The following is a 21,293-nucleotide window of genomic DNA, read 5'->3' on the forward strand; positions in this document are numbered from 1 at the left end:
ACTGTAGTCGCTTAGAAAAATCGGCGATTGTCCAATTCCCGCTGAACCGGGACAAGTGAAAATGCTGGTTTTGCAGGCGCGTCGTGGTCCGTGTACTCCACAAGCCCGACGTTCACGCTTTCCGCGGGCGCGGGAACCAAGACGGTCTATTTCAAGGCAAAGAACGAAATCGGAGAATCGTGGGTGGACAGCGACGATATCATCCTGCAATAAAAAAATCCTCAGCGATTCACGACCGAACAATCGAAGAAACGAGGGGTGTGCCATGAGAATAAGATGTAGCATATATCTACAGAAGATATTTACTGTGTGCTCTGCCGTATTATTGATTACAAATGCCGAATATGCGGCAGCGACCGAGGTGTCCCTTTGCGACTACTGGCCGCATCATGTCGGAAATGTCTGGTCTGCTGCATATGCAGGTGTGCCTGGATACTATATATATAGCGTTGATGACGTCTTTTTTGTCAACGGCTGCCAAGTGTGGAAGACGATGAGCGGCAGCGGCGACCTTGCGGGACCAGAGGTTTCTTATACCGCTTTCGTGGACGGTTGGTTATGTATTACCAATCACGCCGAAGATCTTGACCAATTGCCCGCGATCACAGGGAACCTCAAGCAATTCCTGCCGTTGACGATAGTCGTGGACGAACCGTTCTTTTCGCCGTATTGGAACGGAATGGTGACCTTTCGTGGGGGATCCCTGTTCAGTTTTTATCCGAATGGCCTGCCGGCGCCTGGCACTGGTGTACGATTACAGTTTCCTCTTGGCGACCAACCCGATGTACTTGTCCTGACTAGCGGTAGTGGATTACCGCCTTTCTTCTGGAACCGTTGGATGTGTCTGGCCAAGGGTCTCGGGATAATGTGTGACTTCACTTTCCCAATGAATGAGATCCGTGTGCTGGGTGGCTGCGATTCCTCGCTTGCGATCACACGGCCGCCCGTCGGCGGGAGGCATGAGGAGGGGAGCCGGTTGGAACTGAGCGTGGAAGTCGCGGGCAAGTCGGGCGGGCTGTTGTACCAGTGGATTCGAAACGGGATCTATGCGACAGGCCAAACCGGTTCCGTCTACACCATCGAGGCGCTGGGATTTGGCGATGCCGGCCGTTACAGTTGCATCGTGTCGAATCCGGGCAAGGGAAGCGTCCAGACCCTGCCGGTGGAGATACGCGTCGTCGAAGCCGGCACGCTGCCCGCGGCGGGCCTTTCGGGCCTTGCAACGCTGGCGCTGGCAATCGGCGGCCTCGTCGCTTTCCGCCGCGCCCGGTAATCCCGGGAAACATCAGACGCGCGGGATCTTGTTAATTTATTGGCGCAGTCGAAAGCGTAACGCCGAATTCCAATTCGGCCGATCTATCAATGCCCGTGCCGAATCGGAATTCGACGGCGAAGGTTTTCCATGCGGCAATGCGCGCCGCCGGATCGCTGCGCTGAACGAATAGGTTATCCAACAGGAAGCAAGCCGCATTTCCGTCGGGCATCTCAAAGCGAGTCGAACACGCCTGTTATGCGGTTGCGCAGCGCCTTGTCCTCGTGCGTCACGACGAGCAGCCACATGCCGTTGCGCGCGGGCGTACTGGGCTTGTTTTTCGGTTTCGCCGCGCCCAACTGCTCGCTCAGGTTCCATGTCTCGACGATCACCGAACCCGCGTCCGGTTTCTCGTACTCGTACTGCATGGCAATTTTGCCCTCGTCGGCGAATTGGGCCAATTTCACGAAAGCGCCGTCCACCATCATTGTCGTTTCACTGACGGCATTGTTCATGGGACGCTCCGAGATCGTTATGTCGCTGACATTCATGCCGTTTTCGCGAAAGGCCTGGATGACACGTTCCGGCGTGACCGGTTTCGGCATGAGTTTCAGTAAAAAAGGCGACGCCAGCAAGATCGCCGCGGCCAGTATGATGATCTTTTTCATGGCTACGCCTTTTGATCCGGCCCGTCGTCCGGCAGGTTCAATTTCGGATCGAGGCGTTCGCCCGATTGAAGCATTTTGTCCCATGCGACGGGCTCGCCGGAGTAGGCGGCCATGCGTCCCAACACGCAGGACAGGGTGCTGTCGGCGCTTTCCTTGGCGTTTTGGATGGCTTTGCCTTCGAGGATGGCTTGGCAGAAGTCCTTGATGTTGTTGACGGCGCCTTCCTTGTAGATGTTGCCGGTATTGCCGCCGGCCCAGCCGGCCTTGCTGCCGCGAATTTTGACGTCGCCGCCGTAATGCGATTCGACGGTGCCGGTGCTTCCGTAGAGGCGGATGCAGAGATCGTCGAACCCGTCGCCGAACTGCCGCGAACTGAAATCAACGATGACGTCGTTCGGGTAATGGAACGTCACGACGAAATGATCCCAGCAGTCGCCGACGTCGGTCCGCACCTTGCGTCCGCCCGTGCCGACGGCTTTGACGGGATGCGACTGGAGATACCAGTTGGCGACGTCAATGACATGGATGTTCTGCTCGACGATGATGTCGCCGGATAGCGCCTTGTCGAACACCCAATTGCGCAGACGGGCGGTTTCGGTTCCCGGTTCGGCATGCAGGCCGAGGCGTCCGGTGTGGTAGAAGACATGGCCAAGCGCCGGATCGCCGATCATGCCGTCGTGGACGCGCTGCGCGGCCCCCTTGAAAAATTCGTTGTTCCGCGTCTGGAAGTCCACAAGACAACACAGTTTTCCCGCGGCCTTGTCCGCGGCCTTGACGATATCGAGACAGCCGGGCGCATCCACGGCGATGGGTTTCGCGAGATAGACATGCTTGCCCGCATCGAGTCCCGCGACAGTCTGTTCGGGGTGGAAGTAGGGCGGGCTTTCGATGGCGATGGCGTCCACCTTGCCCGCAATCAGCGCCTTGTAGCCGTCGAGGCCGACATGCCGGCGCGACGGAGCAATGTCGAAGGCCTCGCCGACGTCGTCCACGCGATCGCGGAAATAATCATGCGCCGCGACAATTTTTGCGGGCGCATTTTTTTCGAACAGATCGGCGATCCATTTCCCGCGTCCGCCGCAGCCGATCATTCCAATCTCGACCTTGGAATTCGCCTCCGATCCCAGGGCTGTCCGGGGCCGCATGATGGAAAACGCCGCCGCCGTTGTCGCAGCCGCCTTCAGAAAGTGCCTCCGTTTCATTTCTTCCTTGCCCATGTGTGCGTCCTTTCGCGTGTTGAGCTGACAAACTCCGCGATCACGCATCCGGAGGTTTGCCGCGATTTCTTCATGTCCAGTATAGCAGACCCCCAAGATACGGACACACCATCAGACCCGTAGGGGGCATACGATTTTCCTCGGAACATGCAGGAGCAGGCATTGTGATTTCGTGTATGTGTGCGTAATGGGTTTGCTCCCTTGAACGCGGCAGAAGACGCCGATCCTCCCTGTTGCAGGTGAATCGTGGATGGTCCACCGCAAGGACTGTACGTTGCGTTTTATCTTTACCAGAATGGCGAACGATTTTGCGGGTTTATTTTGTCAAAAAGTCCACTTCGTCCACGGGATATGCCTGAAACCCCGCTTGAACGACCGAATTTGGACACAATCGGGCGCCCGTGTTTCAGCGCCTTAAAGTCTGGCTTCCCAAAAAAACAAGAAAGTCTTGGACAATTTGTGCGACCGATTGAAGTTCCGTGATTTAGCGAGTGCGAAAATCTTGGGGTTTTGGGCACGATGACGAGTACGAAGAGAAATTGGGTTATGGGTGATACCCACGTCAGTACAATGGGGCGGGAGTGCCTCTATCTGCCCCGCACACGCTTGATCAGGGTGTAGGCCTCGTTGAGCGCACGCATGGCGTCGCCGTCGCCGCCGTGATCGGGGTGGTGGATTTTGGCTTTTTGCCGGTAGGCACGCTCGATTTCCTCCCACTGAGCGGAGGGAGACACGCCGAGAATCTTGAAACAGACGTCCATATCGCGCGCGGAAGCCCCGTTCGGGGGCGGGTCCACGCGCTCCCCGCGCAGTTCGCGCAACGCGCGGATGATGCGCGGCCACAATCCGGTTCCGCTCAAAACCGTCACGACGATAATCAAGAGTATCAATTCATGAACGGGACTCACGCCTAGCGTCCTTTGCGTTTGTCGTCGAAGCGGAAAATATTGTCCACGGCTTCGCCAATCTTGTCCAATGGGTCGGCCGTGTTCCTCGGCCGGCCCCGTTCCAGCCATTGCGATCGCCGCCACGAGATAAACCGCGGCGCCAGTTGCATGTAGGCGTAACCGACGGCCATCCCGCCGAAATGGGTGGCCACGGACGTGCCGCCGTCCTGCAGGGCCGACACGACGTTCATTGCGATGATGATGTAAACGAGTGTTCGCGCGTTGATGGGTATGGGCAGTGGGAAGAAGAAGAATTGGCGTTCGGGCGACAGCACGGCAAATGCGACCATGACCCCCATCGCCGCGCCGCTCGCCCCCGTAATCGAAACGTCCACCCCGCCCATTACCACGGGCACGAAAGAACCCAGCACGCCGAGCGCGCCGCATAGCACGTAGAACAGGATAAATTGGCGGCTGCCCAGCGCGCGTTCAACTTCCGGGCCGAAAAAGTACAGCCAGAGCATGTTCAGGAAAAGGTGCAACAGGCCGTTGTGCAGTGAAAAATAGGTCAGCGCCTTCCAGATTTTGCCCATATAGAACGCGCCCGGCTGGAACGCGAAAAATTCCGTGATGGCCCCGCCGGGCGGCGCCGATCCGCCGCCGGCCAGCAACGGCAGGCCGAAAGGAATATCGAGCACCAGTTGCGCCGAAAAGACGGCGATGTTGAACAAAATCAGGCGTTGAACCGCCCACGTAATGCGGTTGTCGGTTTCACCGAAACCCTCATATCGTCGCTCGTAATAGAAAGTGTTCATCGCAGGGAGATTTTACACTTTTAGGCCGGGTTTGTCATAACGCCGTGCTAACCCCGTCCCAGCAGCATTCGTCCAATCCGCAGGACGAGTTCGCGTTCTTCGGGCAGGAGCGTCCAAAGGGCCATCTGGAGGACGGCGTACAGAACCGTGCCCGCAGCCACCGCCAGAACAAGGGAATGATCCGCCAGCGCATGCGCGACGGCCGCCATGACCGCGCACGCGGCAAGCGTTTTGACCGTCATCGGGAAAAGGCGCATATCGCGATAATCCTGTCGCATGCCGTAAATGAAGATTGCGGAAATGACATAGTTGGCGATGACCGCGGACCATGCGGCCCCCATGGCGCCGTAGCGCGGAATCAGCAGCAGGTTGGCGGCCACGCTGGCGACGCATCCCACGAAGTAAGCGCCCACGACGTGGCCGTTACGGTGTTTTGAATACAAGAATTCCTGCCCGACGCTGTTGAGGTAAAAGGCCGGGGTGACAATACAAAGCACCTGTAACACCAACACGGATTCGGCGAAGCCGCCGTCCCGCGCGCCGGTGAGCAGGCCGACGATCGGCCCGGCCAGCGCCGCGATGCCGAATCCCATCGGAAATGCGAGCAGCAGCGCAAGACGCGCCGATGTGTGCATGAGTCGCGTGTAATTTTCGCGCGCGTTCACGGAGAGGCGGCACAAGGCCGGAAAAACCGTCGTACCCCAAATGCCCGCTATCATGAGCATGGGTTCCGTCACACGCTGCGCGGCGGTATAGATGCCGGCCGCCGTTTCCCCGTCGAGCCACTTGAGCAGCGCCATGTCGGACTTGAAATAAATCATGGACAAGAGCGCCGCCATCGTGAACGCGTTGCTTTCGACGATCTGCCTCCAGGCAAGCGCGGGGCCGAAGCGCGGGCGCTCCCACCCGCCGACGGCAATCGAAACGGCCACGATTGCCGCCAGTCCCACCAGATTGCCGGCGGCGATGCCCGCGTGCGCCGAGACGCTGCTCGGCGCGAGACGCAAGGCGTACCATGTGCCGGTCAGCCGGGCCACTCCCGACAGCAGATTGACGCCGGCTATCCAGACCATGCGTTCACGGGCCATCAACAGCGACTCGAAGGGCCGTTGAAGCGCGTACAGAACCACCACCGACAGCGAAGACATGAAGACGGCCCGGCGCGTCACGGGGTCCGGCTCGATGAACGCCATGGAAAGCATTACGCCGGCTGTTGTCGCCAGCGACAGAATCAACATAACGACGCTGGATGTCCACACATGGGTCCACGCGATGGATGGTTCGCGCGCGATGTCGCGTATCAGCAGGCGGTGGATGCCGAGCGTCGCGAAAATGCAGAACAACGCCGGGTAATTGAGTGCAAACCCATATTGTCCCGATCCTTCGACGCCCAGCGCCCGGAAGATGATCCCGGCTTGGACAAGACTGAGCGCAAGGCACAAACACCGCGACGACACCATCGCCACGAGGTTTATCCCGATTTGCGCGGATTCGCGGACAGGGGATCGGCTCATGACGGCGACCCTTCCAACACCCGCCGGTAGACATTCGCCAGCGCGTCCGCGCTTCGTTCCCAAGTAAACCGCCGCGCGCGATCGGATGCGGCATCCGTCCGCTTCAAGGCTTCCGCGCGATGTTCGAGGAGTTCGACGAGTCCGGCCTCGATGGATTCCACACGTTCCGGTTCGACGAGAATGCCCGTATCGCCCACGATCTCCGGCAGGGACGACACGCGCGAAGTCAACACGGGCGTATGCGCTGCCATCGCCTCAAGCGCCGGCAATCCGAACCCCTCGTAAAGCGACGGATACACGCATGCAAAGGCGCCGCGCAGCAGGCTCACGGCATCCGCCCTGTCCAGATAACCGGTGTGCACGACCGATTCTTCCAGATGCAGGCGGGCGATGGTTTGAAACACATCATCGTACATCCAGCCGGCCTTCCCGGCCAATACCAGCATCGGGCAATCCCTGTACCGCGCGCGAACGCGCGCATAGGCCTCCAGGAGCCGCGGCACGTTCTTGCGCGGTTCAAGGGTGCCGAGATGGATGAAATAGTCCTTGTTGATGCCGAAGCGCTTCCGGCAGGCCGCCAGCCGATCCGTGTCGGGTGGAGTGGCAAACTCGCCCAGGGAAACCCCGCCGTAGACAACATGGATACGGTTCGGGGCCGCGCGCAACAACTCCACGAGATCGGCGCGGCAACTTTCCGAAATGGCGATCAGCGCATCCGCGCGCGCAACGGCATGCCGCAACAGGCGCATGTGCAGGCGAAAATTCGATGCGGTTCGCGAACCGGGAACGCGCAACGCCGAGAGATCGAAAACCGTCACGACGCGCCGGGCCTTGCGCGAGGCGGGCAAGAGATGAAACGCGCCGTGCACGATATCCGCCGTTCCGGCCATCCATTCAATCGGCGGCCAATCGAAACGCGTCCAGAAAACGTTTTTTATCCGGGTTGGACAGCGCACCGCGCACAGTTCGGCATTGAATTCGCCGTTCAGAACCTTCGTACCGCGCGCTGAACTCGCAAACAGGCGCATGCGCCATTCCGGATGCCCGGCCAGAAACGCGCGGATCAAATCGCGGGTGTAATAACCCACCCCCGTCAATGGACGCGGCGCCAGACAACTCACGTCCATGACGACGCAGCCGGACAAGCCTTCGTCCGGCGTCCTGGATACGTTTCCCGGCACGTCTGTGTTATCCTCCGAAAAAGGTGGTTGCCGCGCAGAATACCTGAAGAATCCCACGGACGCAAAGGCTTTACGGACGATCCTCGATCACGCGCGGTGCAGCAAGCGCCCAAGCCAGGGTGTTTCGACATGGATGGCGCTTTCGGGACACATTTCCTGGCAGCAGTAACAACGGATGCAACGGGCGTATTCGTAGACGGGCGGCCGCCGGGACGGATCGGGCGCCGGTTCGCTGCGAAAATCCACGGCTTTCGGCGTTATCGGGCACACCTTGACGCAGGTTCCGCACGCCGTGCATAGCGCCGCCTCGATGGCCGGCCTCGGCACAATCAGGTCCCGGAGCGGTTTTGCCAACCAAGACGGCATGACGCCACGTTTTCCCTCTTTATCGCGGTTTACCTTGAAATCGTCCACGACGAGCGGTTCGATTGAATCGCCCACAATCTCCATGCCGGAGAAGGTTCCCAGCCCCATCTCCGCGCCCCAGCGGATGACCGGCACGAGAGCGGGCTCTAGATTGATCAGGCGGCAGGCCACCGCGTCCAGCGCGACAGGATCGCTTGAAAACAACAGGGCGCGCACCGGACGCGGATGTCCGCTGCGCGGCCCGTTGCCTTCCATGGCCACTATCGCGTCCATGACATACAAGCGCGGACGGATAAACACGGTCAAATCCACCAGCATCCGCGCAAAACGATCCATTTCGGACATCCGCGCGTGAAACTCGCCCTTGAGAAAACCGGGGATGCAGCCAAACTGGTTTTTCACCGCGCCGGTCATGCGCGTGAGCGCATGTGTCTTGAGTTTCGGTAGCGACACAAGGCCGTCGCAATCCAGCACGCCCTGGGCCAGTGTGAACTGTTTGAGTTGATGACCCTCGGGATTCGAGACGGCCTTGCCGTGGACGAAATCCGCCAGCGTAAGGCCCAGTTCCCCGGCCACGGCCGCCAGCCCCGCCCGTTTCGCCGCGAATTCCGGACGCCCGAAACCCGGTGAATCGCCATACGAGACGCGCGCCCCCGCTTCGATCGCCTGTTTCGCCACAGCGCCGAAAACGCCCGGATGCGTCGTGACGGCCTTGGCCGGCGGCGTGGCCGCGAGCAGGTTCGGTTTCAAGAGGATGCGCTCGCCGCGCCGCACGAAGGCGCCCATACCGCCCAGCAGGGACAAACCCCGCGCCACGGCGTCCTCCACGCGCGATGCGTCGTAATCGTCGCACCGTACCAAGGCTACTCGGCTCGATTGACTCGACATGTCTCGCTCCGGTTTATCGGGCGGCATGGCCGCCGGTTACAGACCGCCGCCATAATACCGGTCAAGGGCTGCCGCGATATCCCCCGCCGCGGCCACAACCGGTTCGACCGGCCGCCCACTGGCCAGTTCGACATCGTCAATGGCGATCAAGTCCAAGGGGTTGGCCATGGCCAGCACGACCCGTTCCGGCGAGGCGCCGATAGGAAGGCAATTCCGACGCCGCGCGAGCGGTCCGCCGATGATTCGCGTCGCTTCCGGCTCCACGACATCCGGTGTCAGCCTCACGAACGGCAACCCCAACTGGCGCGCGACAATCCGCGCGACGGCTTCTTCGCTTGCATAGCCTTTTTCGACGAGGATGGTTCCCAAGCGCCGCTGCGGCATGAACGCCTGCTCGTTCAATCCATCTTCCAACTGTTCTTGGGTAACCACGCCGAGGTCAACGAGGACTTCGCCCATGCGCAGTTTGCGCCCTTGCGGATCCGAAAGTGGAACCGCCGCCGGCTCGCTTTCCGCCGCGGCGCCCTGTGGTCCGGGCACGCTGAGCGAGGCGTTCATCCGGCGCAGCATGTCTATTTCGGCGCGAAGCGCCACAATCTGCTGATGCGCCTCGTCCCGGTCGCGCAACGCCGCTGCGAGTTGATCTGAAACGGCGCGGGCTTCGGCCCGCTTCGCCTCGCCCAGTTCCTCCTGAAGCAAATCCGCGCGGACGCGTTCCGCGGCGAGCGCATTGCGCATTTCGTGAAGGCTTTCCTGCAGGGGACGCAGATCCGCCGCTTCGCGCGCGGCTGCCAAATCGCGCTCGAGCTGGGCGATGCGCCCGCTCAACTCGCCGGTTACGGTGTCCGACACTTGCTCCACATGAACCCGTTCCGATTCGATATGTCGAACACGTTCGAGCAGGGACGAGTTTTCCTCGGACAAGCGGGCCATGCGTTGTTGCAGGGCGCCCATTTCCGCGTCGCGCCGGACAATTTCCTCCTGCAAAGCGGCGAGTCGGGCGCGTGCTTCCTGCAGGGCTTCGCGATCGGCTTCACGCGCCTGCGCTTCCCGGCGAAGCAGAAGCATCTGTTCCTGCACGCGGCTCACGCGCGCGCACAACGCTTCGTACGATTCCGACACCTGCCGGTCCCACGCCGCCAAGGCGGTTTCCAGCCGGGCGAATAGATCTTCGCGCGACCTGTCCATGCCCACGCCCCTTTCCATGCCGTTTTCTCCAGCGTCTGTTTGCAGCGATTATAGGTGGCTTTCGGAATGGCGTCAATAGCGCTGCCGTCCGCTCGTGCGCGTCATGGCCGGTAACAATTCTCTTCTTCGGCGCAATTGGGCGCGGATGGAAGCGATTCGGTTTGGACGGGTACACTGGCGCGGGAGGGTAACGGTCATGGGAAAAGGCGTTGTTGCGGCTATTGCGGTGATGCTGATTGCAGGCGGATCTTTCGGAGAACGGTTCGAGGCGGATTGCGCGTCCGGGACGGGATGGGATGTGTTGGATTTCGTGGGCGACGGAACCTTCCGGCCGGTCGAGGGGGTCAACTGCCCGCCGGGGTATGGTCCGAAAGTGCTGCGCATGGAGGGAAGCGAATTGCTGGTCTTGCCGAAAGGCGGGGCGTTTTTGGGGGGAACCGTCGTCGTGCTGTACCGCGAGAACGATCCGCGGGACCGCGACTCGGATGGCGTGATCCTGTTCGGCGCGCAGGTCGGCGAGGATTTGAGCGTCATTCACAACACCAAGGAAAAGTGTGCGCACGCATGGGTCGAGCAGGACAACGACACGGGATTTCAGGTGAGGCAATTCGATGCCGGCGGCAAGGAAAGCACTCTTGCAGAACACGCCGGATTGGGCCTGATAACGGATCCATGGAACGCGACGGGCTGGATCTGGCAGAAGGTACACATTGGGGGCAGCCGGGTGAAAGCCAAGTTCTGGCCCGCCCAAGAACCGGAACCCAAAGACTGGATCATCGAAACAGATACCGGCCTTCAGCCGGGACGCATCGGCGCGATTGTGCATTCGGGCCATATTGACATCGCCTGTTTTGCCTTCGATGCGGATGCCGACATTGCCACGACAGCGCCATTGGCGTATCTGGCTTTTTCGCAGGAACGCGCCACGACCGGCGACGACCTTCTATTGTGGCTTTTCACGAACCGCGACCGGGCTGTCGAGGCGTCCTGCCGCATCGAAGTCCGGCTGGACGGGCATGCCGCGGGAGAAACCACGCTATCCATCCCGATTCCCGCCGGTCACGCCCAAACGCCGCTGCGATTGGCGGTCCGTTCGCCTTCCGGCGGCGGACTGTGGCTGCCGCTCGACAAGCCGCTGGGCGCGGGGTCATGCACGGTGTCCATCTCGGGCGCAATCGAGACGGTATGCCGCTTTCCGATAGCGCCTGTCGAAGTGTTCGCGAAAACATGGGCCGATGCCGCGCGGCGCGCCGAATTGTTTCGCCGTTTCATGGATGGAGCCGCTGCAAGGGATCCCCGGCTGGAAGCCTTGTGCGACGCGGCATGCGCCCACACCGGCGCGGCGGAGGTACACTACCGGGCGGGCCGTCTCGAAAAGGCCGGGGCCGCGCTTGCCTATGCGAATGAGGCGCTCGCGGAACTGAGGGGATACAAGGGTGCGCGCCTGCGCGCGGCGGGCGGCGATCCGGATGCGCTTGTGCCTCCGGCGGATGCGCCGTTGCCCGAGCGCCCCGAACCGAAAGAAGTTGCGACCATATACTCGCCGGATTATTCCATCCGCTTCGGCGAGGCAAACCTCGAAGCCCAGAGCATGGTCATGGGCCGGACCTATCGTGTTTCAATCCCCTGGCAGGTCGAGGGCGCTTCGCCGGACCGCGATTACGCATTCCATGTGGCGTTGACGAGTCCGCTCGGCTCGCGCACTGTGGCGTCCGCCGGCACACCGCCGAAAATTCCGTCCAGCGCATGGAAGGCCGGCGAGACTTATGAGCAAGTCGTCGAATTGCGCGTATCCCCGGAAAATCCCGATCCGTCCGTGCATCCGGAACAACCCGCCGTGCTGGACGAATATCATTATCTTGTGGCCGGCGTGACGGATCCGGTGCATGGCGGCGCGTTGCTGCTGGACAATGCGCCGGGGCCGCAGCCGGATCGCATCGGGGCGGGCTATCTGCTTGGGCAAGTTTATGTGTCGAGTGCGCCCGTCGAAATTCGCGGATTCGATCCGCGGGAAAGCCCTGTGCTTGCGCCGCGCACCGATTCGGCCACATTTCGCAATGTCGGAACCGCGCCCGTTCGCGCGACGGCCCTTTTCAGCGTCCAGGCGGATACGAAGCGCGTCTTGCATGAAGCGGTGGCGGACGTGGACATTCCGCCGGGCGGGGAATGTCCGGTGGCCTTCGAGTGGATGCCGGACACCGCGGGCGAGAGCGTGTTTCGCATCCAACTCGTATTGGATGGGAACCCGTTGACCGAAGCGCAAAAAACCATCGTCCTCATCCCGCCCGAGGGATATGCGATGCGCGCCGAAAAGGAGAACCATGTCGGCGAGGACCTTGCCGCCCGTGTGACGGTTCATGCGGGCAAGGGGCCGGTTTCGGCTTCCGTCTTCGCGAAGGGCCGCCTTGCGGGATCGGCGAAATCGGACGGACCGACGGTGACCATCGCCGCCCGTCCGTGGTTCGGTTACTACGACATCGAGGCGGACTTGGGGACGTTCCGGTATGCGAAGCGGATTGTCGCGACCGTCGTCGAGACACGCGGCACGGATCTGCTTGTAAACGGCGAGCCGTTTCTCATCAAGGGAACAAACGTTCACGGCATGGACCCGTCGAGTCCCGCACGGACCGCCGCCATGTTTCGCATCATGCGCGGGTTGGGATTCAACACATGGCGGGGCGACTTTCCCGCGCGGTGGCAACTCGAACTCGCCCATGAATTGAACACGGTCTACACGGCGTTGGCCCCGTTCAGCTGCATCGCGACGCGCAATATCTTCGCCCGGCAGGACGGACCGCCGATGGCTGTCTCGCGCGAACTGACCCGCGTGTTCATCGAACGCTACAAGGACTCCGCGGGTCTGCTGCTCTGGAACTCGTGCAACGAGATCGAGGGCGACAGCATTGATTTCCTCGTTTCCCAGTACCCGCTCTACAAACGCTTGGATCCCTATGCGCGCCCCGTCCATTACGCCAACCTGTACGGACAGGACTATTGGCAGGGCCAGGATGTCATGGGCGTCAATTGTTATTTCAGTGGCGCGCAGACCGCCGAAAGCCGGCATCCCATCCTACGGCGTTCGCTCGACATTGCGCACGGGGCCGGGCTTCCGCTGATCTTCTGCGAATTCAACTCCTTCAACGGCGCGGTCCATTCGCAGGGTGCGGATGCCATGCGCAACCTGTATGCGTGGGGCGTCGAACAGGGAATGGCTGGCGGATTCCAATACATGAAGGAAAACTCGACATCGCATCCCGGCATTATCGATCCGGGTTTCAATACCCATGCGCTGTACGACAACGCCATTGTCAAGGCGTTTGCGGATGCGGACGTCTCCCTGTTGGCGGTATCGGGCGACACCGCCAAGGCGCGCATCCACAACCGCCGCCGGTTCACCCTGCGCGAAGTGGTCCTGAATCCGGTGACTTCAGGGCAATCCCTGCCGCCTGTCCCTATTCCCGATTTGCCGCCCGGCGCCAACCACGACATCGAACTCGCGATGCCGCGCATTCACGGCGGCCCGGCGAGGATCATCGAAGGCCGCCTTGAATTCGTGACGCACTTCGGCTTTGCGGCGAGCGTGCCGGTGCGGCTTATCGTGCGGTAGATCGGTTGGTTATTTCAGCTCGTCTAGAAACGCGCGCATCGCGGCATGAACTTCGTCCCAGGCGGACGCTATATTGTGCGGCGCATTGACGGCGACGCGGCGCGAACCGCGGATGTTGTGTGCAAGGTAGTCGTAGGAATATCGCGAGAAGAACTGGCAGCGCGAGGGCTGGATAATCAGCGTCGGCACGTGGACCCGGTGAACGTACTCCCGCAGCGACTCTTTTTTCATGATATCCGCGTTTTTGAGCATGTTCGCGCGATGGGTCGCGATGGAGGAATGGACGACCATCTCGCAGTTGCCCGCGCACTCGGACACCGCGCCCAGATCGTAGTCCATTCGTCCGTCTTTCCATTTGAGCCAGCACGCCTCGTTGATGGCCGTGTAGAGCGGAAAGCGCGTCAGGACAAACGACAGCCGCAATGTTCGGACCGAAATCTCGTAGGAGGACGCCATCAGGACCAGTCCCTTGACGCGATCAGGCATGCGGGCGTTCATCAACAGCGAGATGAACCCGCCGTAACTGTATCCCGCGAACACGATGTTGTCGAGATGTTCGCCGTCCACGATGCGCTGGATGTAATCCGCAATGGCGGCGTAATTCCCGCAGTCAATATCCCGCGCAAACCCGTAGCCCGGCAAATCAAGGGCCACGTGACTGATCCCGTCCCCGCGCAGGCGATCGCACAACGGGCGGAAATAGGTCCGGTTCAGGCCATGCCCATGCAGCAAGACGACGGTATACGCCGACTGGCCGCGATAGCGGTCGAAGGTATTCATTTATGGTCCGTTCCGCGCTCAGTGGCCGTATTTTGCGTTCAGCGCGTCAACGGCCTTCTTGCAGTCGGCCGTCACGGCCCATGCGTCCGGCCAGAAACACAGATCGATCGTCCACCAGTCGTGCTTGATCCCGGACCGGTTGAGTTCGGGCAGCAAGGCGTCGAAATCGAGGATGCCCGTACCGAAGGGGGCGTGCGTGCTCGTTTCATCGTCGTGCAGCGTGCCGTCCGAGTCAATCAGGTGAAGATGGTTGATCTTGCCGCGCAGTTTTTGCGCGAGTTCGAGCGCGCCGCCGGGCAACGTTTCCTTTTTGCCGGGCTGCCGCGCGCCGACCGCCGCGACCATGTGCGCATGGCAGGTGTCGAATTGCACGCCGAAATTGTCGTCGCCGACTTCATCCACGATCCGCAGGATGTCCGACGGCTTGTTGAACGCGAAGCCCGGCTCGAATTCCCACGTCACGTAGATACCCTTGTCCGCCGCTTCGCGCGCACAACGTTTCCACGTCGAGACGACCCGTTTCCGGGCCGTGTCCTCGTCCACTTCCTCGAAAATCGTCGGCGGCTGCACGCTGTCCACCCGGATGCCGGGGATGCCGAGGTCCACGCAGAATTCGAGGTTCTTGCGAAACTCGCTCAGGTAATGCGAATTGTCGTCCGTGTTGATCAGTTTCTCGCCCCACAGATTCGCGGCAAGGCCGGAAAACGCGAGGCCGGCGTCGGCCACGCCCTGCTTGCATTTCGCGCGCGACTCCTTGTCCGGCATGATGTCCGGATTCGGATGAATCCCGAACCCGCCGAGTTCCACCCCGTCGAATCCGAGCGCCGCCAATTTGGATACGATTTCATCCCATGGAACCGGGTTGTTCGCGTACGGTCCAATCGAATATGCCCATGTGCCAATCGAGATCTTTTTCATGACTTATCCCTTCCTGTAATCGCCGACTTCGGGCGCCTGCGGGTTGACTTCCGGTCCAAAATAGCGCAAGAGAACCAGCGGGCACGCCTTGCCCAAATTTTCGATGACAACGCCTTCCCGCGCGGCTTTCGCGCTGATGAACACCTCGTCTTCGGTGAGTTCGCCGAAGCGGATCATCGCCGGGCACTCCAGCGGCATGTTGCCGATGCGACCCCGGCCCTGCGTGACGATCACGCCGGACGCGCCGTTGTCCTTCAACGTCATCTTGACGCCCGGATTGACGGTTAGTTCCTTGGCGGAAAAATACTGTTTGCCTCCGACGCGCCCATAACTAATCCAGCGATCCACATAGCCTTCGCCGGCCGTGTCGCCGTCGGGAATCGGCTCGAGGTAATGGTGATCCTTGAAATGCGGGTCAACGTTGGCCTCCCAGTCAATCTCGCCCACGATGAAATCAATGTCGTTGTGCTTGTCTTCCGGCATGTCCTTGACCAGCAGCGAACGCGGGACGGGACGTCCCTCGACGAGCGACTGGTACATGCCGAACACGTCGCTGCCCCATTGCGGCTCGTAGGTGACCAGTGAACCGGGCGCGTGCAGCACGCACGGGCCGACCAGCCAGCCCGTGCCAGGCTTGAGGCGGTACGCCTTCGACAAGTCCAGAATGCCATTGTCGCCCTCGTTCCATCGCTCGATGCAACGGCAAACGTCCTCACGCGTCGTTCCTGGTTCGAGGCCAAAGAACGTGTAGGGGAAATTGTCGCCGATGGCGTTCATCTGCGGCGGAAAATAATACGATTCCGGCTTGCCTTCGCGCCCAACCAGCGCGGCCTGCTCGAAGTTCTGATGCAAATGGTGGGGGATAGGCCCCATGTTGTCGAAAAACTTGCTGTACACCGGCCACCGCTTGTACTGGTTCCAGATATCGTCGCCGATGATTTCAGCGCCGAGCGCCTCGACCGCGTCGCGCAGCGTGAACCGCTGCCCGTCGTGGATAACGTAACTAAGGCCTTCGTCGTCCGGCGCGCCCTCGTTGTCGGCATGCGTCGTCGAGGCGAACCACCGCTCGTCAATCCCGCCGCGATGCGTGCCGAGCGCATAATAATCATCGGGATGCAGTTTCAACCGTTTGCCGGGCTGCAAAAAGGAACGCGGCACCCACGTCGGCGCAAGACGCAGAATGCCTTCGCCCGCTTCCATCGCCGCCTTGGCCGCCTTGACAACACTCGAACCGCTTACAGTCTTCATCGTAACTTCCTCCTTCCGATTGAGGTTTATTTATATCATTGCCGCCTGTAAAGCGCAAATTGGCTGCTGCTTCCGTTTGTGCATGGGCGCATGCTATTTCGAAACCGTATCCGACAACCGCCCTGTTCCTAACCCATGGTTTGGATTGGAAGCATGATTACGAACAAGCGCAAGGGCGCGATTGGTGTTACGGCCAAGGGTATTTTCGTGGTGATTCGAATAACTATATTATGGGCAAAAAACGGATAGTCGGCGCCGGCGGACCGCCGAATTGCGCCTTCCCGTTTTTTTCGGTATGGTTCTCTTTGCCCATGAAACAGAACTCCTGTAAAGCGTTGTCATTTGTTGTCGAAGCACGCGACCCGAACTGTCAGGCGCGCGCGGGACGCCTGCGTCTTCCGCACGGCGAGGTCGAAACGCCGGTCTTTATGCCCGTGGGCACGCAGGCGACGGTCAAGGCCGTCTCGCGGGAAGACTTGCAAGCCGCGGGCGCCCAAATGATTCTGTCCAACGCGTATCATCTCTATTTGCGGCCGGGCACGGATATCATCGGAAAAGCAGGCGGCTTGCATGCGTTCATGCGGTGGGATCGCCCGGTTTTGACCGATTCGGGCGGTTTCCAGGTGTTCAGTCTGGCCGGATTGACAAAAATAACAGACGATGGCGTGACGTTCCGCAGCCATATTGACGGTTCGCGGCATGACATGACGCCGGAAAAGGCGACGGACATCCAAATCGCCATCGGCGCGGACATTATCATGTGCTTCGATGAATGTACCCCCTATCCCTGCACGCCGGAGACGGCTTCGGAATCGCTCGAACGCACCGCAGCATGGGCGGCCCGCTGCAAAGATCGCTGGATTCAATACGGGACGGATCGGCAGGCGCTCTTCGGCATTGTGCAGGGCGGCATTTACCAGGATCTACGCATCGAGAGCATCGAACGGACCTTGGCCGTCGGTTTCCCCGGCTACGCCATCGGCGGCGTCAGCGTGGGAGAGGCCAAGGAAGAAATGGCCCAGGTGGTCGAATGGACCGCGCCCCGGCTGCCGGAAGAGGCGCCGCGTTACTTGATGGGCGTCGGGCCGCCCGAAGACATGCTGCATGCCATCGAACACGGGGTGGATATGTTCGATTGCGTGATGCCGACACGAAACGCGCGCAATGGAAGCCTGTTTACGTCGCGCGGCCGCTTGAACATCAAAAACCGGTGTTACGTGGACGATTTTGGTCCCTTGGATCCCGCCTGCGGCTGCCCGGTATGCGCGACGTACACCCGCGCTTATTTGAGCCATCTCTACCGGGCGGGCGAGATTCTTGCGCTGCGTCTCAATACTTTACACAACCTGTTCTTTATGCTACAATTGGCGGCTACCGCGCGCAAAGCGATAATTCGCGGGCGGTTTTGCGAGTTCAGGCGGGCTTTTCTCGAAGCCTATTCCACGCGGGAAATTTCTGAAGCGTGAGCGGCACGGGTGAAGCATGTTTTCTCCGCCGTTTTCCTGTTGGTGCGGTGTTTTCGACGCCGCGAGAGAGCGCAGGCAAAGAAGCGCCGCGACGTTGAAATCGTCGCGTTGCGAGGAGGTCGAACGGACGTGTGGAACAGCGCGGTTTTAGCACAGGTTCTGGCGCAGGCGAATGACGCAGGCGACGCGCCGGCCGCCACGGGCAATCCGATGAACAGCATGATCTTCATGCTGGTGGCGTTCATGGCCATCATGTATTTTCTGACGATCCGCCCCAACCAGAAACGGGAAAAGGAACGCAAGGAAATGCTCGCGTCGCTGGCCAAGGGTGACAAAGTGATCACGCAGGGGGGGATTTGCGGGTATGTCGTGGGATTGTCCGAGAAAACGGTGGTGCTGCGCGTGAGCGACGAGCCCAACGTCAAGATGGAGTTCTTGCGAGGGGCCGTCTCGCAAGTGGTGTCGCGTGAAGGACAGGAAAAGACTTGAGGACAGATAAACGGCGGCGCGGCATGGCGTCCACGCCCGATTGGAGTAATCAATGAAGAATTCATGGGTTCGCACGGCATTCATCACCGTGGTGTTGGTGTTCACGTTCATCTATGTTTATCCCACTGTCGGATGGTTGTGTCTATCCGAACAAACGCGCGAGGCCAAATTGAAGCAATGGAAGGAGGAGGACAGCGTCTATCGGGCGCCGAATTTCTTCCGCGACACATGGAAAGGCATCAAGCGCTGGGCCCAATTCGACCGGTCGAAAGTCGTCAATCTCGGTCTGGATCTTCAGGGCGGCGTGCATGTCGTGCTCGGTTTTGAACTCACGCCGGAACTGAAGGAACAAAAATTCACCGAGGATTACGTGCAGGAAATGATCCTGCAGCGGATTCGGCGGCGCATCAACGAGTTCGGCACAAAGGAACCGGTCATCCAGAAAATGGGCACGAACCAGATCCAGATTCAGTTGCCCGGTGAACGCGACGTGGACGCCGCGCGCGCGCTCATCATGAAAACGGCGTATCTCACGTTCCACATCGTTTCGGGCAGCGATGAAACCATCAAGGCATTCGACGCCATTCGCAAGCATCCGGATTTCAAAGATCGGTTCACGCCATTCCTGAAAAGCCCCGATCCGCGCCAGGGTTACTTCCGTGTGCCCATCGAACACATCGGGCGCATCAAAGAAGTCGTGGATCAGGTCAACAAGACCGAGGGACTGTTGCCGGAAGGCAAGATCTTGGCGCTAAGCCAACCCCCCAATCCGTGGGATGAGCAAGAATATCTCATCTATCTGATGAACAAGCAGCCCCTTATCACGGGCGAGGGGCTGCGGTTGGCGGTCGCGCGGCCGGATGATCAGCATCCGGGTAAATATCAGATCTTGTTCGAATTCAACGCGGAATCGGCGATCAAGTTCGGCGAGGCCACCGAGGCCAACATCAACAAGCCGATGGCCATCGTCGTGGACGGCGTCGTCTGTTCCGCGCCGGTCATCCGGGACAAGATCACGCGCAACGGCCAGATCACCGGCAATTTCAGCGGGCAGCAGGCCAACGACCTCGCGATTGCCCTGAATTCCGGATCGTTGCCGGTGCCGGTGAAGGAGGAATACACCGGCGTGGTCAGCGCAAGCCTCGGCGCCGACTCGATTCGACAGGGCACCTACTCGGCTGTGTTTGGCGTCCTGATTGTGTTGATCTTCATGGCGTTCTACTATCGCGTGGGCGGCATTGTGGCGAACATCGCGCTGTTCCTGAACGGGTTCATCCTGCTGGCGGCGTTCGCCTATTTCGGTATCACGCTGACGCTGCCGGGCATTGCCGGGTTTGTGCTGACGATGGGCATGGCCGTTGACGCGAACGTGCTGATCTTCGAGCGCGTCCGCGAGGAGGTGCGCAACGGCAAATCGCTCATCTCGGCCGTCGATCTCGGTTATGAACGCGCAACAACGACCATCATGGACTCGAATATCACGACGCTGATCGCCGCGCTGGTGCTCCTGCAATTCGGCACCGGGCCCGTGCAGGGATTCGGCGTGGCATTGGCCATCGGCATTCTCACCAGCGTCTTTACCGCGCTCATCGTATCGAAGGCCATCTTCGACGTCATGTTGTCTAAAAAATGGCTGAAGAAACTGGTCATGATGAACCTGATCCGGCCCGACACCAAACTGCCCTTCCTTGAATGGCGCCGGCCGGCCTTTATCTTTAGTGGCATTCTTATCTTGGCAGGGATGGTTGCGTTTTTCGGGCGCGGTCCCAGCAACAACTTCGGCATTGATTTTGCCGGCGGCACGAGTCTGATTGTGCAACTGGATACCGGCGAAAAGGTTGACATCGCCAGTGTGCGAAAGCAGCTCGAAACGAACAATTTCCGCAACGCGATCGTACAGGAATACGGCGAAGGCGACACGGCCTCGGCCACCAATCAATTCGCCATCCGTACCAGCGATATCCAGGAAGGGGGCGGCGATGCCGCCGCCGTGGGCGAGGGCGTCATCGAAAGCCGTATCCGCAATGCGCTGGCTTCGTTGGCCGGCGGGCCGGAAAAGGTCCTCTTGAAAAACGTGGCCGTGGTCGGGCCGGCCATCGGCAAGCAATTGCGCATTGACGCCGTCAAGGCTGTTTTATATGCGTTTCTGTTCCAAATCCTTTACCTGTGGTTCCGCTACAACCTGGTATGGGGCGTGGCGGGCGTCATCGCGGTATTGCATGACTCGATTATCGCCTTGGGCGCGCTGGCTCTGCTCGGCCGCCACATAGACATGACTGTGATTGCTGCGGTGCTGACCCTTATCGGTTACTCAATCAATGACACGGTCGTTGTGTACGACCGGATTCGTGAGGATCTGAAACTATACGCGGGCCGCGGCCTGACGCTCGGCCAAGTCATGAACGCGGCGCTCAACCAGACCCTGAGCCGCACCATTCTGACCGCCTTCTGCACCCTGTTGACGGTGATCATGTTGCTGTTCTTCGGCGGCAGCGTCCTGCGCGATTTCGCCATCTGTCTCACGGTGGGCATCACGATCGGAACCTATTCCAGCATTTTCGTGGCCAGCGCCTTGGCCTACGTCTGGCAGAATTGGCGGAAAAGCAGTCAGAATGTCGGACCGGGCCGGACGCCGTCGCGGCGGCCCAAGAAAGAAGGCAACGCCAAATCGGCGGAAGCCTCCGCCTGATCCCCTTTGCGGCAAACCCGAAACCGGCCTCTGGTCACGTCCAAAGGCCGGTCGTTTTTTACATGCCGCGGCACGGTCCAGCCGACTTGCAATACCTCGCCGGTCTGTCGGATCCGTGAA

17 protein-coding genes are annotated in these 21,293 nt (G+C 60.3%); 6 read left to right on the forward strand and 11 right to left on the reverse strand.

The window, feature by feature from the left end; all coding sequences use genetic code 11:
• The first annotated feature begins 90 nt into the window (after nt 1–90).
• Nucleotides 91–213, forward strand: coding sequence for a hypothetical protein (locus P5540_17365; GenBank protein HRT66590.1), 123 nt, complete (start codon nt 91–93; stop codon nt 211–213).
• Nucleotides 214–976: 763 nt separating this feature from the next.
• Entirely contained in the window at nt 977–1,273 is a 297-nt protein-coding gene (locus tag P5540_17370; GenBank protein ID HRT66591.1) for an immunoglobulin domain-containing protein, read from the forward strand.
• Between the two features lie 212 nt (nt 1,274–1,485).
• Here the strand turns inward: P5540_17370 and P5540_17375 are convergent, their stop codons facing one another.
• From P5540_17375 to P5540_17410, 8 genes are all read right to left on the reverse strand, one after another.
• The gene (locus tag P5540_17375) at nt 1,486–1,920 is read right to left on the reverse strand and encodes a hypothetical protein (protein HRT66592.1); all 435 of its coding nucleotides are present in this window, start codon (nt 1,918–1,920) and stop codon (nt 1,486–1,488) included.
• A gap of 2 nt (nt 1,921–1,922) precedes the next feature.
• Entirely contained in the window at nt 1,923–3,137 is a 1,215-nt protein-coding gene (locus P5540_17380; GenBank protein HRT66593.1) for a Gfo/Idh/MocA family oxidoreductase, read from the reverse strand.
• Nucleotides 3,138–3,724: 587 nt separating this feature from the next.
• Nucleotides 3,725–4,045 (reverse strand): J domain-containing protein, encoded by a 321-nt coding sequence (locus tag P5540_17385; GenBank protein HRT66594.1) that lies wholly within the window; start codon nt 4,043–4,045, stop codon nt 3,725–3,727.
• Between the two features lie 2 nt (nt 4,046–4,047).
• Nucleotides 4,048–4,839, reverse strand: a complete 792-nt coding sequence (locus P5540_17390; GenBank protein HRT66595.1) for a rhomboid family intramembrane serine protease — start codon at nt 4,837–4,839, stop codon at nt 4,048–4,050.
• 47 nt (nt 4,840–4,886) lie between these two features.
• Nucleotides 4,887–6,353, reverse strand: coding sequence for a flippase (locus P5540_17395; GenBank protein HRT66596.1), 1,467 nt, complete (start codon nt 6,351–6,353; stop codon nt 4,887–4,889).
• Complete coding sequence (locus tag P5540_17400) at nt 6,350–7,534, reverse strand: glycosyltransferase family 1 protein (GenBank protein HRT66597.1); 1,185 nt, start codon at nt 7,532–7,534, stop codon at nt 6,350–6,352. Before P5540_17400 ends, P5540_17395 begins: the two co-directional genes overlap by 4 nt.
• A gap of 87 nt (nt 7,535–7,621) precedes the next feature.
• Complete coding sequence (locus tag P5540_17405; GenBank protein HRT66598.1) at nt 7,622–8,788, reverse strand: DUF362 domain-containing protein; 1,167 nt, start codon at nt 8,786–8,788, stop codon at nt 7,622–7,624.
• A gap of 36 nt (nt 8,789–8,824) precedes the next feature.
• Nucleotides 8,825–9,994: a hypothetical protein gene (locus P5540_17410; GenBank protein ID HRT66599.1), complete on the reverse strand. Its 1,170-nt coding sequence runs from the start codon at nt 9,992–9,994 to the stop codon at nt 8,825–8,827.
• A 178-nt stretch (nt 9,995–10,172) separates the two neighbouring features.
• Between P5540_17410 and P5540_17415 the strand changes: the two genes are divergently transcribed.
• Nucleotides 10,173–13,583 carry a hypothetical protein gene (locus P5540_17415; protein ID HRT66600.1) on the forward strand — a complete coding sequence of 1,137 codons (3,411 nt, stop codon included), beginning with the start codon at nt 10,173–10,175 and terminating at the stop codon, nt 13,581–13,583.
• Between the two features lie 9 nt (nt 13,584–13,592).
• Here the strand turns inward: P5540_17415 and P5540_17420 are convergent, their stop codons facing one another.
• The 3 genes from P5540_17420 to P5540_17430 are packed head-to-tail and all read right to left on the reverse strand — an operon-like array spanning nt 13,593 to nt 16,529.
• On the reverse strand, nt 13,593–14,363 hold the full coding sequence (locus P5540_17420) for an alpha/beta hydrolase (GenBank protein HRT66601.1): 771 nt from the start codon (nt 14,361–14,363) through the stop codon (nt 13,593–13,595).
• 18 nt (nt 14,364–14,381) lie between these two features.
• Nucleotides 14,382–15,281, reverse strand: a complete 900-nt coding sequence (locus P5540_17425; GenBank protein HRT66602.1) for a sugar phosphate isomerase/epimerase family protein — start codon at nt 15,279–15,281, stop codon at nt 14,382–14,384.
• A gap of 3 nt (nt 15,282–15,284) precedes the next feature.
• On the reverse strand, nt 15,285–16,529 hold the full coding sequence (locus tag P5540_17430; GenBank protein ID HRT66603.1) for a hypothetical protein: 1,245 nt from the start codon (nt 16,527–16,529) through the stop codon (nt 15,285–15,287).
• Between the two features lie 311 nt (nt 16,530–16,840).
• Between P5540_17430 and tgt the strand changes: the two genes are divergently transcribed.
• The 3 genes from tgt (at nt 16,841) to secD (ending at nt 21,173) form a co-directional block, all read left to right on the forward strand.
• The gene (gene tgt / locus P5540_17435) at nt 16,841–17,995 is read left to right on the forward strand and encodes a tRNA guanosine(34) transglycosylase Tgt (protein HRT66604.1); all 1,155 of its coding nucleotides are present in this window, start codon (nt 16,841–16,843) and stop codon (nt 17,993–17,995) included.
• A gap of 129 nt (nt 17,996–18,124) precedes the next feature.
• Nucleotides 18,125–18,484, forward strand: coding sequence for a preprotein translocase subunit YajC (gene yajC / locus P5540_17440; protein HRT66605.1), 360 nt, complete (start codon nt 18,125–18,127; stop codon nt 18,482–18,484).
• Between the two features lie 52 nt (nt 18,485–18,536).
• Complete coding sequence (gene secD / locus P5540_17445) at nt 18,537–21,173, forward strand: protein translocase subunit SecD (protein ID HRT66606.1); 2,637 nt, start codon at nt 18,537–18,539, stop codon at nt 21,171–21,173.
• The last annotated feature ends 120 nt before the right edge of the window (nt 21,174–21,293 follow it).

The sequence above is a fragment of the Candidatus Hydrogenedentota bacterium genome (assembly GCA_035450225.1).
In the GTDB taxonomy this organism is placed as follows: Bacteria; Hydrogenedentota; Hydrogenedentia; order Hydrogenedentales; family SLHB01; genus DSVR01.

Coding starts and splice junctions, on each gene's coding strand:
- P5540_17375 (HRT66592.1), bottom strand. CDS start 1,920: ATGAAAAAGATCATCATACTGGCCGCGGCGATCTTGCTGGCGTCGCCT.
- P5540_17380 (HRT66593.1), bottom strand. CDS start 3,137: ATGGGCAAGGAAGAAATGAAACGGAGGCACTTTCTGAAGGCGGCTGCG.
- P5540_17390 (HRT66595.1), bottom strand. CDS start 4,839: ATGAACACTTTCTATTACGAGCGACGATATGAGGGTTTCGGTGAAACC.
- P5540_17395 (HRT66596.1), bottom strand. CDS start 6,353: ATGAGCCGATCCCCTGTCCGCGAATCCGCGCAAATCGGGATAAACCTC.
- P5540_17405 (HRT66598.1), bottom strand. CDS start 8,788: ATGTCGAGTCAATCGAGCCGAGTAGCCTTGGTACGGTGCGACGATTAC.
- P5540_17410 (HRT66599.1), bottom strand. CDS start 9,994: ATGGAAAGGGGCGTGGGCATGGACAGGTCGCGCGAAGATCTATTCGCC.
- P5540_17415 (HRT66600.1), top strand. CDS start 10,173: ATGGGAAAAGGCGTTGTTGCGGCTATTGCGGTGATGCTGATTGCAGGC.
- P5540_17420 (HRT66601.1), bottom strand. CDS start 14,363: ATGAATACCTTCGACCGCTATCGCGGCCAGTCGGCGTATACCGTCGTC.
- P5540_17425 (HRT66602.1), bottom strand. CDS start 15,281: ATGAAAAAGATCTCGATTGGCACATGGGCATATTCGATTGGACCGTAC.
- P5540_17430 (HRT66603.1), bottom strand. CDS start 16,529: ATGAAGACTGTAAGCGGTTCGAGTGTTGTCAAGGCGGCCAAGGCGGCG.
- tgt (HRT66604.1), top strand. CDS start 16,841: ATGAAACAGAACTCCTGTAAAGCGTTGTCATTTGTTGTCGAAGCACGC.
- secD (HRT66606.1), top strand. CDS start 18,537: ATGAAGAATTCATGGGTTCGCACGGCATTCATCACCGTGGTGTTGGTG.